Below are 16222 nucleotides of genomic sequence, written 5' to 3'. Positions count from 1 at the left end.
TTTCGACTGTGCCGCGCCTCGATCTCGCTCCGCCGCGCGGGCGATCACTCGCAGAACCCGCGCTTCGCCGGGAGCGGTTCCGCCCGTCCGGTTCGGTGCCATGGACCGTGCGGGTGGCCTTCTGGGCGCTCGTCACTCGCTGCGGCCTGACCGTCGTCGCCACGGCTCATCGCCTGCTCACGACCGACTGGGGAGCCTGGGTGTCCAGCCAGGTCCACTCGTTCGTGCGGAACGGTCGACGCTTGGAGGTCACCCCCGCGATCGCCGTCGGGACTGTCGTGCTCCAGACCGCCGTCGCGCTCGCCGTCGCGGCGTTCCTGGCCTTCCTCGCCGCTCGCGCTATCCGCGGCTACCGTTGGCCGCGCATAGTCCTCACGATCATGGTGGCCCTCATGCTGGCCTCTCTTGCAACGGACGGCTTCGCTTCCTGGGCCGATGACTCCGGCCTGGTCTCGACGATCCTCAATGCCGTGGTGTCCATCGCCCTCGCCGTGGGGACGGTCCTCTTGTGGCTACCCGTCTCGTCCGGTTTCGTTCGGCGGGCCACCGCAGAGCGGCGGCGTTTCAACGCCACTCGTCTCCGCTGACTCAGCCCGGCAGCACCTCGCGCACGCCGGAGACGACCAGTCCGTTCGCACCCAGTCGCAGGGCGGTGTCGGCGGCGGCGCGGGACGGGACGATGTGGGCCAGCACCGGCTTGGCGCCCGCGGTGAAGGACCGCCACGCCTCGTCGCCCCCGTTGTAGTCGAGGCCCAGCCAGGTCCAGCGCTCCTGGGTCCGGGCGAACTGCGTCGGGTCGGCGGCGAGCTCTGCGCCGTAGTAGTAACCCCAGGTCTCGTAGCCGCGTGCCCGCGCATCCACCGGCCATGCCCCGGCGGTGCAGTACCCCTTCGCCACGAACGTGCGGGTGGGATGCTCGACCTTCCCCATGAGCGCGAACAGTTCGGCGAAGTGCTCCGACGGCACGACCTTCGGGTCGACGAAGATCGTGTGGCTGCGGCCGTATGCGCGCACCAGGTCCTCGAAGCGCAGGTACGGCTGCGTCGCCTGGTGCGGGTCCGTGGTGCCGGCCGCCGTGATGCGATGACGCCGTACCTCCGCCCAGGTGTGCTCGGAGGCGACGAAGCCAGAGGTGCCGGAGGTGCGGTCGAGCGTCTCGTCGTGGAGGCCGAACCAGACGCCGTCGGAGGTGCGGGCCAGCGAGATCTCGAGGGCGTTCACGCCCCGCGCCACGGAGGAGCGGTACGCCTCCATCGACATCTCGGGCCAGTCCCGCGAGCCGCCGCGATGGGCGACCGTGAAGCCGGCGCGCTTGATGAGATCCGGTACCAGGAGGCCGTCGGGGGAGCCGCCGAGCAACCGGGGGAGGACGAGCGCGCCACCGCCGACCGCGGCCGCCACGGCCAGGACCGATCCGCCGACGATCCCGCCGATCAGCGCCCGGCGCGAGACGCGACGGGGTTCGGCCGGTGTCGTCTCCTCGTCGGCGGGCATGGGCAACCCTAGGCATCCGGCGCCTCCCTGATCAAGCGGCCCACTCGGGGGGTGGAGCGATCGTCGCACCGCGGGCTGCGCGACTTCTTCCGTCGCGGATGGGAGAATCGGCAACGCTTTCAGGCCCCGTTGAACGAATTCACAACCGATTCCGTCGTAATGTGCTTGTTCTCGGCGGCGGATGTTGCTAACGTCCCCCTGTCGCACAACGGCGTGGCACCCGATTCCGCCGTACCCGCGACCCTTCAGCCAGGGAGAGCAATGACGCAGATCAGTTCCCGGCCGGATGCCCCGCACGGCGGCACCGAGCACACCCCGGGAGAGAACCACGACGCCCTGAAGGCGGACGGCGTCAGCGCCGCCGGCTCGATCGTGATGGCCGTCGCGGGAAGCGCTCCCGCGTACTCCATCGCCGCCACCACGGCGACGCTCGTCGGAGCCGCCGCCCTCGGCGCCCCCGCCGCGCTGCTCTGGTGCGGCATCCCGATGCTCGGCATCGCGTGGGCGTTCCTGTACCTCGGCCGCCTCGACGTGAACGCGGGCGCGGCCTACTCGTGGGTCGCGCGGGCGCTGCACCCCATCCTCGGCTTCCTGTCGGGCTGGGCGCTCGTCATCTCGGCCACGATCTTCATGGTCGCGGGTGCGCTGCCCGCCGGCGCGATGACCGTCACCCTCTTCGCGCCGGAGCAGGCGGGCAACGTGCCGCTCATCACCGGCGTCGGCGCCCTCTGGTTCCTCGTGATGGCGGCGTGCGTGCTGTTCGGGGTGCACGTCACCGCCCGCGCGCAGTGGATCATGTCCGTCATCGAGGTCGGCATCCTGATCTTCTTCGCCGTGCTCATGATCGTGCGGGCGACCACCGCCAGCCACGCCGGTCCGTCGTTCTCGTGGGACTGGCTGGGCTTCCAGCACCTCACCGGCCAGGGCGTCTTCGTCTCGGCCGCGCTGATCGCCGCCTTCTACTTCTGGGGCTGGGATGTCGCGGCCAACCTCAACGAGGAGACCAAGGACGGTCACAAGAACGCGGGCTCCGCCGGCATCATCGGCGTCATCATCGTCTTCCTGCTGTTCGAGATCTTCACGATCGCGACCATGGTCATCCTGCCGGCGAAGACGATCGAGGCCAACAGCGCCAACATCCTCTCGGTGCTGGGCGACGCGGTATGGCCGGGCATCGGCGGCAAGATCCTGGTGGTCGCGGTGGCGCTCTCCACCATCGCCACGCTGGAGACGACGCTCATCCAGGTCACCCGCACGCTGTTCTCCATGGGCCGCGACCACACCATCCCGAAGGCCTTCGGCCGCATCCACCCCAAGTGGAAGACGCCGGCCTTCGCGACGCTGGTCATCGTGGGCGTGTCGATCGTGCTGTTCGTCGGCTCGAACTTCATCGGCAATGTCGGCGACATCATGACGAACGCGATCGCGTCCATCGGCATCCAGATCGCCTTCTACTACACGCTCGCGGGCGTCGCCGTGGTGGTCGCCTACCGGCGGGTGCTGATGAAGTCGGCCAAGAACTTCATCCTGATCGGGCTGTGGCCGGCGCTCGGGGCGATCTTCATGGGCGTGATCTTCGTGCTCGGCATCGTGCAGAACTTCCAGGACGACGCCATCGTGGTCAACGTGCTGGGGCTCGGGCTGATCGTGCTCGGCGTCGTGCCGATCGCGCTCTTCTACCGCAAGGCGCGCGGGTACTACACGCGCCGCCCGCTCGAACTGCCCGAGGAGCTCGACGCCGCCGCTCCGCCGAACGTCGACGACCGCGACCCCGCCGCGCGCTAGCCCCAAGCCGACAATTCCTGAGTTCTTCGGGCCTCCGACCGCGTGTCGGGGCGAAGAACTCAGGAATTGTTCGCGTCGGGGGAGGGGCGCTGGTGCTGCTTCCGGTGCTCGGGGGAGTCGAGGAGCGAGAGCACGAAGAGCAGCGCGATCAGCGCGAAGATGCTGAGGGCGGCGATGAGGTCGCTCCACGTGAACGGGATGAACTGGCCGTCGATCGAGAGCACGAACACCGTCTCGACCACGCCGAACGCGAGGAAGAACACCCCGAGCAGTGCCCGCGTCAGCCGCACGCTGTGCCCGCGCCGGTGCACCTCCACCCGGCGCAGCTCGACCATGAGGGTGAGCAGCAGGAGGGGCAGCACCTGAGCCAGGGTCGCGGCGGTCTCGCCGTCCATGAGCACGACGCGCACATCGGCGGGGTCGATCATGACGACAGGGTACTGCCTCGGCCGGTCACTGGGCGGGCTGAGGGGCGGCGCCGGAGAGCGCCTTCTCGAGCAGTCCGTCGTAGGTGCGCTTCGCCTCCGCGTGGACGGTCGTGCCGGCCGGTGTGATGCCGACGAACAGGGCGCGACGGTCGTAGTCGCACGTGTTCCGCTCCACGAGGCCGGCCTTCACCAGGCGGTCGACGATGCGGGAGAGGGCGCTCTGGGTCATCGGCATCAGGTCGACCAGGTTGCGCATGGTGCACTCGTCGTGGGCGTAGCCGGCGACGAGGTCGAGCACCTCGTACTCGCTCAGCCCGAGCTGCACGCTCTGCTGCAGGGTGCGGTCCAGTTCGGCGGCGGTGCTGAGGTAGAGGCCCTGCAGCTCGCGCCAGCGGGCCGCCACATCCACCTGCGTGTTCATGTCTTCACGATACCTCGCGTTGGATGTGATTTCGATGAATGTGCATAGGTTGCTGACACAATCTATTCCGTGTCATAGAGTTGCCTTCGTGCTGAACTCCGATACCGCATCCCGCCCCGCCGTCCGGCCCGGCGCCATGAGCCCCGAGCGCGTCCGCGTGCGCTGGAGCCGGGCGCGCTGGCTCCTGCTGCTCGCCACCTGCATCGTCATCGCTCTCGACGGCCTCGACGTCTCCATGGTCGGCGTCGCCCTGCCCTCCATCGGCAAGGAGCTGGGCCTCGACACCGGCTCCCTGCAGTGGATCGTCTCCGGCTACGTCCTCGGCTACGGCAGCCTCCTGCTGCTCGGCGGCCGGCTCGCCGACCTGCTCGGCCGGCGCACCGTGCTCCTGGTCGCGCTCAGCGTCTTCACCGTCGCCTCTCTCGCCGGCGGACTCTCGGCCGACGCGGGCCTGCTCATCGCCAGCCGCTTCGTGAAGGGCGTAGCGGCCGCATTCACCGCGCCCGCGGCCTTTTCGCTGATCACGACGAACTTCGAGGAGGGCCCGGAGCGCAACCGCGCCATCTCGATCTTCACCACGTTCGCCGCGAGCGGGTTCTCGCTCGGCCTCATCATGAGCGGGCTGATGACCACGCTCAGCTGGCGCTGGACGTTCCTGTTCTCGGTGCCGCTTGCGCTCCTCGCGCTCGTGCTCGGCTTCTTCTTCGTGCCGAAGGATGCGCGTGAGCGCGGCGCGGGACACGACATCGCCGGCGCGGTGACGCTCGCCCTCGGGATGCTGGTGCTCGTCTACACCGTGGTCTCGGCTCCCGGCGCCGGCTGGGGATCGCTGCAGACCGTCCTCGGGTTCGTGCTGGCAGCCCTGCTGCTCGGGGTGTTCGTGGTCGTCGAAGTGCGGGTGCGGCACCCGCTCATCCGCTTCGGCATCTTCCGGGTCGCCTCGGTCCTCCGCGCGAACCTTGCCGCGATCACCCTCTTCGGCTCGTACGTCTCCTTCCAGTTCGTGCTCACGCTCTACCTGCAGGACGTCCTCGGCTGGTCCCCGCTGGGCATGGCCCTGGCGCTCCTGCCCACCGGCCTCGTCGTGGCGTTCAGCGCACCGTTCACCGATCGGCTGATCGACCGCTTCGGGCCGACGCCGCTGATCGTCCTCGGGCTGGCGTCCCTCTCGGCGGGGTACCTGCTGTTCCTGCGGCTCGGCACGGCGCCGGTGTACGCGGTCGACATCCTGCCGCCGGTGCTCCTGCTGGGCATCGGGTTCGGGATCGGGTTCCCGTCCATCCAGGTGCAGGCGACGACCGGTGTGACCGACGACGAGCAGGGTCTCGCGGCTGGGCTGGTGCAGACGAGCTCCCAGGTCGGTGGGGCGCTCGCGCTCGCCGTCACCTCCGCCCTGATCGCCGGGGGCGGCGCGGCCGGTGCCGGTGCTGCGGCGCAGCTCGAGCACTTCCGCCCCGGGCTGTATCTGAGCGCGGCCCTCGCCGTCGCCGGGCTGATCGTCGCGGCGGTCCCCCGTCGCCGCCGGGCCGGCTCGCGGGCCGCGCGTCTCCTCGAGGGCTGACGCCGGGGCGCACCCTGCCCGGCCACGATTTCCTCTCATTTCGGGAATTCCGCTTCCCTCGACAAAGTTGAGCCTTGTAGACTCAAGTTTGCCCACAACGAAATGGGAAGGAACCACATGGCGAACATGCAGGGTGCGCCCTCCACGCAAGAGGAGGCGAAGAGCGCTCTCGAACAGTACGGCGTCAACCTCACGGAGATCGCCAAGAGCGGCAAGCTCGACCCGGTCATCGGGCGGGACGCCGAGATCCGGCGCGTCAGCCAGGTGCTGACCCGCCGCACCAAGAACAACCCCGTGCTCATCGGCGAGCCCGGCGTCGGCAAGACGGCGGTCGTCGAAGGCCTCGCCCAGCGCATCGTCGCGGGGGACGTGGCCGACTCCCTCAAGGGCAAGCAGCTGGTCGCGCTCGACCTCTCCGCCCTCGTCGCCGGTGCGATGTACCGCGGCCAGTTCGAGGAGCGGCTGAAGGCCGTCCTCAAAGAGATCAACGACGCCGAAGGGCAGATCATCACCTTCGTCGACGAGCTCCACATCCTGATGGGCGCAGGCGGGGGCGAAGGATCCGTCGCGGCGTCCAACATGCTGAAGCCGATGCTCGCCCGCGGTGAGCTGCGGCTGATCGGCGCGACCACGCTCAACGAGTACCGCGAGTTCATCGAGAAGGATGCGGCCCTCGAGCGCCGCTTCCAGCAGGTCTACGTCGGCGAGCCGTCCGTCGAGGACACCGTCGCCATCCTGCGCGGGCTCAAGGGCCGGTACGAGGCGCACCACGGCGTGACCATCGAGGACTCCGCGCTGGTCGCCGCGGCCTCCCTCTCCAACCGCTACATCACCGCCCGGCAGCTGCCGGACAAGGCGATCGACCTGATCGACGAGGCCGCCTCGCGGCTCAAGATGGAGATCGACTCGGCCCCCGTCGAGATCGACACGCTGCAGCGCCAGGTCGAGCGGATGAAGCTGGAGGAGTTCGCCCTCAAGAAGGAGAAGGACGAGGCCAGCAAGGAGCGCCTGGAGCAGCTGCGCGAGCGGCTGCGGGAGCAGGAAGCCGAGCTCGAGGAGCTGCAGGCCCGGTGGCGCGCCGAGAAGGCGTCGCTGAACCGCGTCGGCGAGCTGCGGTCGCAGCTGGAGGAGGCCAAGACGAAGCGCGACCTCGCGCTGCGCGACGGCCGGTACCAGGAGGCGTCCCGCATCGAGTACGAGACCATCCCCGGCATCGAGCGCGAGCTGGCGGAGGCCGAGCAGGCGGAGCACGACCACCCGCGCATGGTGAACGAGCAGGTCACCGCCGACGACATCGCCGCCGTGGTGGCCGCGTGGACGGGCATCCCCGTCGATCGCCTCACCCAGGGCGAGACCGAGAAGCTGCTGCACCTGGAGTACGAGCTGGGCCGCCGCATCATCGGCCAGAAGAAGGCCGTGCAGGCGGTGTCCGATGCGGTGCGCCGCACCCGGGCGGGCATCTCCGACCCCGGACGGCCGACGGGCTCGTTCCTGTTCCTCGGCCCGACCGGCGTCGGCAAGACCGAGCTCGCCAAGGCGCTCGCCGCGTTCCTGTTCGACGACGAGAAGGCGATGGTCCGCATCGACATGAGCGAGTACGGAGAGAAGTTCTCCGTCTCGCGCCTGGTCGGTGCGCCTCCCGGGTACGTCGGCTACGAGCAGGGCGGCCAGCTGACCGAGGCCGTGCGCCGTCGCCCCTACTCGGTGATCCTGCTCGACGAGGTCGAGAAGGCGCACCCCGAGGTGTTCGACGTGCTGCTGCAGGTGCTCGACGACGGACGGCTGACCGACGGCCAGGGCCGCACGGTCGACTTCCGCAACACCATCCTCATCCTCACCTCGAACCTCGGCAGCCAGTACCTGGTCGACCCGACGCTGAACGAGACCGAGAAGGAGGAGGCGGTGCTGCAGATGGTCCGCCAGGCCTTCAAGCCGGAGTTCGTGAACCGCCTCGACGACATCGTCGTGTTCTCGGCGCTGAGCCAGGACGAGCTGGGCGAGATCGTCGAGCTGGGCATCGACCGGCTGATGGCCCGGCTCGCCGAGCGGCGGCTGGAGCTGGCGGTCACCCCGGATGCGCGGGCCTGGCTCGCCGAGCGCGGGTACGACCCGATCTACGGGGCGCGTCCGCTGCGCCGCCTGATGCAGCGCGAGATCGAGGACCGTCTCGCGACCGCGCTGCTGGCGGGCGAGGTCCGCGACGGCGACCTGGTGCGCGTCGACCTCGACCGCGAGACCGACCACCTCGCCATCGAGGCCGTGCGCGAGTAGTCCCGGTCGTCCACAGGGCGCCGTCCGCGAGCGGGCGGCGCCCTCCGTGCGCGTAGGCTCGAACCATGCGTGCTGCAGTCATCCACGGAGAGCGCGATGTGCGCCTCGAAGAAGTCCCCGAACCCACCCTGTACACCGGCTCCGGCGCCGACGGCCTCGACGCCGTCGTCCGCGTCGTCGCCGCCTGCGTCTGCGGAAGCGACTTGTGGCCGTACCGCGGCGTGACGCCGACGAAGCAGCCGCACCGCATCGGTCACGAGTTCGTCGGCGTGGTCGAGGAGGTCGGCGCCGAGGTGCGCACGATCAAGCCCGGCGACTTCGTCATCGCGCCGTTCTACGACTGCGACATGACCTGCGTGAACTGCAAGAACGGCGTCAGCACCTCGTGCCTGCACGGCGGCTGGTGGGGCTCCGACGACCGCATCGGCGGCTTCGCCGACGGCGGCCAGGGCGAGCGCGTCCGCGTCCCGCACGCCGATGGCTCCCTCGTGGCGACGCCCGAGTATCCGCGCGCCGAGCTCATCCCGAGTCTGCTGACGCTGTCGGATGTGATGGGCACCGGGCACCACGCCGCGGTCTCCGCCGGGGTCACCGAGGGCAGCACCGTTGTCGTGGTCGGCGACGGCGCGGTCGGGCTGTGCGCGGTGCTCGCGTCGGCGCGGCTCGGCGCCTCCCGCATCATCGCGATGTCGCGCCACGAGACGCGTCAGGCGCTGGCCCGCGAGTTCGGCGCGACGGACATCGTCGCCGAACGCGGCGACGCCGGAGTCGCGGCCGTCAAGGAGCTGCTCGACGGGATCGGCGCCGACTGCGTGCTGGAGGCCGTCGGCACCAAGGAGTCGATGGACCAGGCGATCCGGTCGGCCCGCCCGGGCGGCATGGTCGGCTACGTCGGCGTCCCGAACGGCGGCCCCGAGCTGCCCGTCCGCCCGCTGTTCCAGAACAACATCGGCGTGAACGGCGGGGTCGCGCCCGTGCGCAACTACGTCGAGGAGCTGCTGCAGGACGTCTGGTCCGGCGCGATCGAGCCCGGCAAGGTGTTCGACCTCGAGGTGCCGCTCGACGAGATCGGCGAGGCGTACGCCGCGATGGATGAGCGCCGCGCGATCAAGACGCTGGTGCGTCCGTAGCGTGTGAACGCAGGAGGCGCCCGCCGGGAGGGATCCCGGCGGGCGCCTTCGGCGTCTCAGGCGTGGATCGTGACGATCTCGTCGAGCGGCCGGCGGGTGCGCGGCTGCGTCTCGCGCGTGCGCAGCGGCTCGGGCAGCGCCTCCGCGTCCCCCAGCGCGCCGAGCGCGGTGACCGAGACGGGAACGAACCGCTCCTCGAGGCCGAACGCCGTGCGCAGGCCCTCGGGGTCGAAGCCGCCCATCTGGTGTGCGTGGAGGCCGTCGTGGTGGGCCTGGATGCTCAGGTGCGCCACGGCCTGACCCAGGTCGTAGGTGGCCCAGCGCTGCTCGGCGCCGTCGGCCGTGATGACCTCCGCGACCGCGACGATGAGTACGGCGGCGGATGCGGCCCAGACGGTGTTGAAGCCCGCCAGGTTCGCGACGATCGTGTCGAAGGCCTCGCTCCCGCGCCGCGCCACGATGAAGCGCCACGGCTGGGTGTTGCCCGCGGAGGGCGACCAGCGGGCCGCCTCGAGCGCCGAGCGCAGCGTCAGGTCGTCGATCCCGATGGCCGGGTCGAAGGAGCGCGGGCTCCAGCGGTCCGCGAGCACGGGCAGCAGCGGCGCGGACGTGTCGGCGCTGCGCGAGCTGGTTTCGGCGATGGACATGGGTCTCCTTCGTGCGATGCGTGGTAGGGGATCGGCTCCATTGCCGGGCTATATCGATACCAACGCATGGACCTCCCCGCGCTATTCCCGGTGTCCCGTCGGCGGCGTGAATGTGAACGGCATGTGTCGCACCTGTAACAGTTCGTAACTTTCAAAGCATGCATTCAGGCGGTGGTATCGGGGTACAGAATCCAGGCATCTCGGGCGCGTCGAATCCGCCGAGCCGGACGGCACGATTCCTGCGAATATTCGTCCTCTGAGCTGGCGTTTTCCTCGGCTTGGCTCGGCCGGAGGCATCGGCGCGTCGCGCTCCGGCGGGTGTCCGCCGGACGGCGGACACCCCTGTCCGGGGGACGGTGCGACACGCGGAAACGAGGGGTTCGACCCCCACTTGCGGGCCGCGACCCGCACCCCGTAGAACTGTCCTCACCCGAACCCGACCTGTCCAGATCCCCAGCGCCGCGGATGCCACCCCCACCCACCACGTGAGAGGTCCCGTCCGTGTTCATCTTCCTGTTACAGCTCCGCCACATGCTCGGCGGGCACCCCGAGTTCTACCTCTTCGCCATCTACTCCGCCCTGATCTGGGTCATCTGGATCGTCAAGGTGCTCATGTCGCGCCGCTACCGCGGCTACACCGGCGAGTTCCACGGCACGACCAGCGTCGTCGTCCCCGTGGTGGATGAACCGCTCGACCTGTTCCGCGACGTGCTCGGCCGCATGGTCGAGCAGAAGCCGGGCGAGATCATCGTCGTCATCAACGGCGCACCGAACCCCGAGCTCGCCGAGGTGTGCGAGGAGTTCGCGCCGCTCGTCCGCTGGGTGCACACCCCCATCCCCGGCAAGCGCAACGCGGTCATGATCGGCACCAAGATGTCGAACGGCGAGATCACCGTGCTCGTCGACTCCGACACCATCTGGACCGACGGCACGCTGGCCGAGCTCGTCAAGCCGTTCGCCGACGAGCGCGTGGGCGGCGTCACGACCAAGCAGCGCATCCTGGAGCCCACCCGCAGCTGGATCACCCGTTGGGCGGACTGGCTGGAGAACTCCCGGGCGCTCTACTCGATGCCGGCGCAGAGCGTCGTCGGCCAGATCGGCTGCCTCCCCGGCCGCACGATCGCCTTCCGTCGCTCGATCCTGATGCGGGTCATGGACAAGTTCATGACCGAGAGGTTCCTCGGCGTCTTCCTCGAGGTCTCCGACGACCGCACGCTCACGAACCTCACGCTGAAGGAGGGCTACCGCACCGTCTACCAGCACACCAGCCTGGTCTACACGGACGCCCCGCTGAAGGTGAAGAAGCTCTTCAAGCAGCAGCTGCGCTGGGCGCGCGGCAGCCAGTACAACACCCTCCGGATGCTGCCCTGGATGCTCGGGCACGCCCCGGTGCTGGCGTTCTTCTTCGTGATGGACATCATCCTGCCGTTCATGCTGGCGGGCGTCATCGGCGGCTGGATCTACCGTTCGATCACCGGCGGCGGCTACAACTTCTACGAGGGCTTCCTGAAGTCCTACGGCATCGAGGGCGGCATCCTCACCGTGGTGGCGCTGATGGTCGCGTCGTCGGTGATCAGCATGTCGATCCGCCAGATCCGCCACCTCTCCGAGAAGCCGAGCGACTTCTTCCGTCTGCCGGTGTTCATCATCGTCTCGACGTTCTTCCTCATGCCGATCCGCCTGATCGGGTTCTTCCGGATGGCGCACGCCAGTGGATGGGGCACCCGCGCGGGCGCCTACTCCGGCGGCCCCGGCGAGATCAGCTCCGAGGAGGAGATCGCGCAGCACACGTCGTCCGCCGTTCCGTCCGGCCACAGTGCGCCCGTCCTGCCCGACTCGGTCGGCGGCATGACGACCGCGACCGCGCTCGCGACCCGCACCCAGCTGGCCACCCGGGCCGAAGCGAAGGCGGCGGCCTCCGCCGCCCCCGCTCCCGCGCCCGCCGCCAAGAAGCGGCGACGCCTGAACCCGCTCGCCGCCATCCCGTACCTGATCGGCATCGCGATCCTGACCCTGGAGGCTCTCTTCCTTGTCTAGCCAGACCGCCCCCTCCCGTACCGCCGCCTGGTGGTCCCAGTCCAAGTCCCGTTCGCAGGCCACCGCCGGCGCGGCGATCGTCCTCACGGCCGTGCTGGTCGGCATCTCCGCCTACGTGTGGGTGTCGCCGACCGGTGAGCCGCTGCGCAAGGCGGTCGACGAGGCCGCCACTGTCGTCACTCCGTACGCGGCCCAGAACGCCGAGCTGAAGAAGAACCTCCAGCGCGCCACCGAGACGATCGCCTCGCAGAAGGGCAAGCTGACCGCCCTCCAGAAGGCGTCGCTCGCGGCGCAGGCCGCCACCGCGCGGCAGCTCGCCACCGCCCAGCAGAAGGCGGCGGCGGCCGAGGGCCGGCTCTCCAGTGTGCAGGCCCAGCTCGCCGCCGCGCAGGCGAAGGGCAGCGTGGGCTCCTCCTCCGCCGGCTCGTCTGTCGCGAGCGGTCACACGGGCGGCTCGGGCTCGGGCTCCGGCGGCGGCGCGGGCACCCCGGCCGTCCCGATCACCGCGCCCTCGCGTGCCGAGCTGCTCACCCCGGCCAAGCGCTACTACGGCATGTACACCGAGCAAGCCCCGTTCAACTGGGCCACCTTCGACGCCACCAGCGCGAAGGTCGGCGTCTCGCCGAACGTCGTCGGCTACTTCAGCGGCTGGGACGAGACATTCCGCGCCAACGCGGTCACCCGCGCCTGGCAGCAGGGGCGCCTGCCCATGATGACCTGGGAGTCGCGGCCGATCGACGCCCGCAACGACGCCGTGAACGCGCCGGAGTACTCGCTGCCCAACATCATCCGCGGCGACTTCGACGCCTACCTGCACCAGTACGCGAAGGACATCGTGGCCACCGGCCTGCCGCTCGCCGTCCGCCTCGACCACGAGATGAACGGCATCTGGTACCCGTGGTCCGAGACCGACGGCAAGGGCAACTCCATCAACGGCAACAACGTCGGCGACTATGTGAAGATGTGGCGGCACGTCCACGACATCTTCCAGCAGGAGGGCGCGAACAGCCTGGTCATGTGGGTGTGGGCGCCGAACATCGTCAACAACCTCCCCGCGTCGCACAAGGCCCCCGGCTACCTCGAGGCGCTCTACCCGGGCGACGACTACGTCGACTGGGTCGGCCTCTCCGGCTACCTCCGCCCGCCCTACAAGGCGGACAACGACTTCAGCTTCGACTACACGTTCAAGGCGAGCCTGGACAAGCTCCGGTCGATCACGAAGAAGCCCATCATGCTCGCCGAGGTGGGGGCGTCGGAGACGGAGGGCCACAAGGCCGCCTGGATCACCTCCTTCTTCCAAGCGCTCGGCAAGCCGGAGAACGACGACATCATCGGGTTCTCGTGGTTCAACCTCGCGGTCACCAGCTACGTGGAGGGCGTGCGCGCCACCAACGACTGGCGCATCGACTCCCGGGCGGACTCGCTCTCGGCCTTCATCACGGGGATCACCCGGCCGGAGGACGACTTCGCCCTCACCCCCGCCTCCTGAGTTCTCCACCAGACAAAGAAAGGACGATCGTCATGACCGCTCCGAAGAAGATCAAGGACCAGCCCGCCCCGCGCCTCAGTGTCATCGGCACCGGCTACCTGGGGGCGACGCACGCCGCCGCCATGGCCGAGCTGGGCTTCGACGTGGTCGGTGTCGACACCGACCCGCACAAGGTGGAGGAGCTGAAGGAGGGACGCGCTCCCTTCTTCGAGCCCGGCCTTCCCGAGCTCATCCGCAAGAACGTGGCGGCCGGCCGCCTGACGTTCACCACCGACCTGGCCGAGGCGGTCGCCGTCTCGGACGTCCACTTCATCTGCGTCGGCACCCCGCAGCAGTCGGGTTCGTTCGCCGCCAACCTCTCCTATGTGGAGGCGGCGGCCCGCGGCATCGCCGAGAACCTGACGCACGACGGCCTCATCGTCGGCAAGTCCACCGTCCCCGTCGGCACCGGAGCGCGGCTCCGCGCGATCGTCGCGGACGCGGCTCCCGCCGGGATCGACGTCGAGGTGGTCTGGAACCCCGAGTTCCTCCGCGAGGGCAAGGCCGTCGAGGACACCCTCTCTCCCGACCGGCTCGTCTTCGGCGGGACCTCGGCCAAGGCCGAAGCCACCCTCCGCCGCATCTACGAGAAGCCGATCGCCGAGGGCTCGCCGGTGCTCGTCGCCGACCTGCCGACCGCGGAGCTCGTGAAGGTGAGCGCCAACGCGTTCCTGGCGACGAAGATCTCGTTCATCAACGCGATCGCCGAGGTGTGCGACGCGGCGGGAGCGGATGTCTCCCTCCTCGCCGACGCGCTCGGGCACGACAAGCGGATCGGGCGGCAGTTCCTCAACGCCGGCCTCGGCTTCGGCGGCGGCTGCCTCCCGAAGGACATCCGCGCCCTCATGCACCGCTCGAACGAGCTGGGCGCGCACGCGGCCGTCGGACTCCTCCAGCAGGTCGACGAGATCAACATGGGGCGGCGCCAGCGCGTGATCGACCTGGCGCTGAAGGCGCTCGGCGGCTCGGTGCTCAACCGCCGGATCGGCGTGCTCGGCGCGGCGTTCAAGCCGCATACCGACGACGTGCGCGACTCGCCCGCGCTCAACGTGGCCGCCGCGCTGCACCTCCGCGGTGCGCAGGTCGTGGTCTACGACCCGCAGGCGCGCAGCACCGCGCAGCGGCTGTATCCGACCCTCGGCTACGCGGATTCGATGGAGGAGGCCGTGACCGGCGCCGACCTGACGGTCGTGCTCACCGAGTGGGACGAGTTCACGACGGCCGACCCGGCCGCGCTCGGCGGGATCGTCCGCGGGCGCACGGTCATCGACGGCCGCAACTGCCTCGACGCGTCGGCGTGGAACCGTGCGGGTTGGAGCGTCTACGCCATGGGCACGCTGCCCGAGGGCGCGCCGCTCGCCGACGACCTCGCCGCGCTCGCCTCCGTGCGCTGACCCCGCTGACCCCGCTGATTCAAGGAGAACCGACATGACCAGTTACGTGACGAAGGCCGTGATCCCGGCGGCGGGGTTGGGCACGCGCTTCCTCCCCGCCACCAAGGCGATGCCGAAGGAGATGCTCCCGGTCGTCGACAAGCCCGCCATCCAGTACGTGGTCGAGGAGGCCGTCACCTCCGGCCTCCACGACGTGCTGCTGGTGACCGGCCGCAACAAGAACGCGCTCGAGAACCACTTCGACCGCAACGCCGAGCTGGAGGACGCGCTCGAGAAGAAGGGCGACCAGGACAAGCTGCTCAAGGTCAGCTACTCCACCTCCCTTGCCGACATGCACTACGTCCGCCAGGGCGACCCGAAGGGGCTCGGCCACGCGGTGCTCCGCGCCAAGATGCACATCGGGCACGAGCCGTTCGCGGTGCTGCTCGGCGACGACATCATCGACGCGCGCGACCCGCTCCTCGCCCGCATGCTGGAGGTGCAGCACGCGCTCAACACGACCGTCGTGGCCCTGATGGAGGTGCCGCCGGAGTCCATCCACCTCTACGGAGCCGCCGCCGTCGTCACGACCGACGACGACGACGTGGTGCGGATCACCGGCCTGGTCGAGAAGCCCAGCCGCGAGAACGCCCCGTCGAACTACGCGGTCATCGGCCGCTACGTCCTGCGCCCGGAGATCTTCGACATCCTCGAGAAGACCGAGCCCGGCAAGGGCGGAGAGATCCAGCTGACGGATGCGCTGCAGGGCCTCGCGACGGCTCCGGCCTGGACGGGTGGGGTGCACGGCGTCATCTTCCGCGGCCGCCGCTATGACACCGGCGACCGGCTCGACTACCTCAAGGCGATCGTGCAGCTGGCGGTCGCCCGCGAGGACCTCGGCCCCGACCTGCTGCCGTGGCTGAAGGAGTTCGCCACGACCGCAGGGCCGGCGGAGACCGCTCCCGTCCCGACGCTGCCGGCGCTGCCGGTCGCGCCTGCGGCGGAGAAGCCCGTCGCCGCCGCGCCCGTCGCCGGGACCCCCGTCGCCGAGAAGCCCGTCGTGGTCAAGCCCAAGCCCGCGAAGACCCCCGATCGCGAGCTGGTGCCCACCGCCGGCGCCTGACCTCCGGCGCCTGACCGCCGGCGCATCCACTGGTCCCGACATGCCGTCACGCCCGACCGCGTGACGGCATGTCGGGACCACCCGTTTCCGCCGACGGCTCAGTCGAGCCCGAGCCGCTTCAGCGTGTGCTTCTCGCTGTGGCCGGCGTCGGTCTCGATCTCGTCGATCGCGATCGGGATGCTGGGGCCGACCGCCAGCCACACGAAGCCGTCGCGGTGCACCAGCGGCACCAGATCCGTCGTCCCGTCGCGCAGCAGCGTCCGCACCCGCTTGAGCAGGGCGTACCCCTCGGAGGGCTTCGCCACGTACGTCTTGCGACGGTAGTGGATGACGTGCGCGACGGTCTTCGCGCTGAGGCCGGCGACCTCGGCCTCGGTCAGCGGCTCTTCCGCGATTGAGCTGTCGGTCATGGCACGTACGGTAC

General features: G+C 69.9%; 14 protein-coding genes. 9 read left to right on the top strand and 5 right to left on the bottom strand.

Annotated elements, in window-relative coordinates:
* Positions 1-113: 113 nt before the first annotated feature.
* On the top strand, positions 114-587 hold the full coding sequence (locus tag ACQ86M_RS13580; protein WP_431245852.1) for a hypothetical protein: 474 nt from the start codon (positions 114-116) through the stop codon (positions 585-587).
* 1 nt (position 588) lies between these two features.
* Here ACQ86M_RS13580 and ACQ86M_RS13575 read toward each other — a convergent pair whose 3' ends face one another.
* The gene (locus ACQ86M_RS13575) at positions 589-1494 is read right to left on the bottom strand and encodes a glycerophosphodiester phosphodiesterase (protein WP_431245851.1); all 906 of its coding nucleotides are present in this window, start codon (positions 1492-1494) and stop codon (positions 589-591) included.
* A 261-nt stretch (positions 1495-1755) separates the two neighbouring features.
* Here ACQ86M_RS13575 and ACQ86M_RS13570 point away from each other — a divergent pair, with 261 nt between their 5' ends.
* Entirely contained in the window at positions 1756-3279 is a 1524-nt protein-coding gene (locus ACQ86M_RS13570) for an APC family permease (protein WP_431245850.1), read from the top strand.
* Positions 3280-3338: 59 nt separating this feature from the next.
* On the opposite strand, the gene ACQ86M_RS13565 is transcribed toward ACQ86M_RS13570, so the two are convergent.
* Both ACQ86M_RS13565 and ACQ86M_RS13560 read right to left on the bottom strand, forming a co-directional pair.
* Positions 3339-3707, bottom strand: a complete 369-nt coding sequence (locus ACQ86M_RS13565; protein ID WP_431219189.1) for a hypothetical protein — start codon at positions 3705-3707, stop codon at positions 3339-3341.
* 25 nt (positions 3708-3732) lie between these two features.
* Positions 3733-4128 (bottom strand): MarR family winged helix-turn-helix transcriptional regulator, encoded by a 396-nt coding sequence (locus ACQ86M_RS13560; protein ID WP_431219188.1) that lies wholly within the window; start codon positions 4126-4128, stop codon positions 3733-3735.
* 88 nt (positions 4129-4216) lie between these two features.
* Between ACQ86M_RS13560 and ACQ86M_RS13555 the strand changes: the two genes are divergently transcribed.
* The 3 genes from ACQ86M_RS13555 (at position 4217) to ACQ86M_RS13545 (ending at position 9090) form a co-directional block, all read left to right on the top strand.
* Positions 4217-5689, top strand: coding sequence for an MFS transporter (locus tag ACQ86M_RS13555; RefSeq protein WP_431245849.1), 1473 nt, complete (start codon positions 4217-4219; stop codon positions 5687-5689).
* Between the two features lie 117 nt (positions 5690-5806).
* Complete coding sequence (locus ACQ86M_RS13550; RefSeq protein WP_431219186.1) at positions 5807-7960, top strand: ATP-dependent Clp protease ATP-binding subunit; 2154 nt, start codon at positions 5807-5809, stop codon at positions 7958-7960.
* A gap of 65 nt (positions 7961-8025) precedes the next feature.
* Positions 8026-9090, top strand: a complete 1065-nt coding sequence (locus ACQ86M_RS13545) for a zinc-dependent alcohol dehydrogenase family protein (protein WP_431245848.1) — start codon at positions 8026-8028, stop codon at positions 9088-9090.
* Positions 9091-9146: 56 nt separating this feature from the next.
* Here the strand turns inward: ACQ86M_RS13545 and ACQ86M_RS13540 are convergent, their stop codons facing one another.
* The gene (locus ACQ86M_RS13540) at positions 9147-9737 is read right to left on the bottom strand and encodes a nitroreductase family protein (protein ID WP_431245847.1); all 591 of its coding nucleotides are present in this window, start codon (positions 9735-9737) and stop codon (positions 9147-9149) included.
* Between the two features lie 501 nt (positions 9738-10238).
* Between ACQ86M_RS13540 and ACQ86M_RS13535 the strand changes: the two genes are divergently transcribed.
* The 4 genes from ACQ86M_RS13535 to galU are packed head-to-tail and all read left to right on the top strand — an operon-like array spanning position 10239 to position 15798.
* A complete protein-coding gene (locus ACQ86M_RS13535; protein ID WP_431245846.1) occupies positions 10239-11774 on the top strand; it encodes a glycosyltransferase family 2 protein in 1536 nt (511 codons plus the stop codon).
* Positions 11767-13263 carry a glycoside hydrolase family 26 protein gene (locus ACQ86M_RS13530; protein WP_431245845.1) on the top strand — a complete coding sequence of 499 codons (1497 nt, stop codon included), beginning with the start codon at positions 11767-11769 and terminating at the stop codon, positions 13261-13263. The genes ACQ86M_RS13535 and ACQ86M_RS13530 overlap by 8 nt, the downstream gene beginning before the upstream one ends.
* 32 nt (positions 13264-13295) lie before the next feature.
* The gene (locus tag ACQ86M_RS13525; protein WP_431245844.1) at positions 13296-14696 is read left to right on the top strand and encodes a UDP-glucose dehydrogenase family protein; all 1401 of its coding nucleotides are present in this window, start codon (positions 13296-13298) and stop codon (positions 14694-14696) included.
* 34 nt (positions 14697-14730) lie between these two features.
* On the top strand, positions 14731-15798 hold the full coding sequence (galU, locus tag ACQ86M_RS13520) for a UTP--glucose-1-phosphate uridylyltransferase GalU (protein WP_431245843.1): 1068 nt from the start codon (positions 14731-14733) through the stop codon (positions 15796-15798).
* Positions 15799-15896: 98 nt separating this feature from the next.
* On the opposite strand, the gene ACQ86M_RS13515 is transcribed toward galU, so the two are convergent.
* Positions 15897-16208: a hypothetical protein gene (locus ACQ86M_RS13515; protein WP_431245842.1), complete on the bottom strand. Its 312-nt coding sequence runs from the start codon at positions 16206-16208 to the stop codon at positions 15897-15899.
* Between the last annotated feature and the right edge of the window lie 14 nt (positions 16209-16222).

Source organism: Leifsonia xyli subsp. cynodontis (assembly GCF_050632205.1).
Lineage (GTDB): Bacteria > Actinomycetota > Actinomycetes > Actinomycetales > Microbacteriaceae > Leifsonia > Leifsonia xyli_D.
Note: the sequence above shows the minus strand (reverse complement) of the source record. Positions and strands in the feature narration are given on the sequence as shown.

Excerpts from the sequence above, each read along its gene's own strand:
- ACQ86M_RS13575 (WP_431245851.1), bottom strand. The coding sequence starts at position 1,494 with ATGCCCGCCGACGAGGAGACGACACCGGCCGAACCCCGTCGCGTCTCG.
- ACQ86M_RS13515 (WP_431245842.1), bottom strand. The coding sequence starts at position 16,208 with ATGACCGACAGCTCAATCGCGGAAGAGCCGCTGACCGAGGCCGAGGTC.
- ACQ86M_RS13545 (WP_431245848.1), top strand. The coding sequence starts at position 8,026 with ATGCGTGCTGCAGTCATCCACGGAGAGCGCGATGTGCGCCTCGAAGAA.
- ACQ86M_RS13525 (WP_431245844.1), top strand. The coding sequence starts at position 13,296 with ATGACCGCTCCGAAGAAGATCAAGGACCAGCCCGCCCCGCGCCTCAGT.
- ACQ86M_RS13540 (WP_431245847.1), bottom strand. The coding sequence starts at position 9,737 with ATGTCCATCGCCGAAACCAGCTCGCGCAGCGCCGACACGTCCGCGCCG.
- ACQ86M_RS13550 (WP_431219186.1), top strand. The coding sequence starts at position 5,807 with ATGGCGAACATGCAGGGTGCGCCCTCCACGCAAGAGGAGGCGAAGAGC.
- galU (WP_431245843.1), top strand. The coding sequence starts at position 14,731 with ATGACCAGTTACGTGACGAAGGCCGTGATCCCGGCGGCGGGGTTGGGC.
- ACQ86M_RS13565 (WP_431219189.1), bottom strand. The coding sequence starts at position 3,707 with ATGATCGACCCCGCCGATGTGCGCGTCGTGCTCATGGACGGCGAGACC.
- ACQ86M_RS13560 (WP_431219188.1), bottom strand. The coding sequence starts at position 4,128 with ATGAACACGCAGGTGGATGTGGCGGCCCGCTGGCGCGAGCTGCAGGGC.
- ACQ86M_RS13570 (WP_431245850.1), top strand. The coding sequence starts at position 1,756 with ATGACGCAGATCAGTTCCCGGCCGGATGCCCCGCACGGCGGCACCGAG.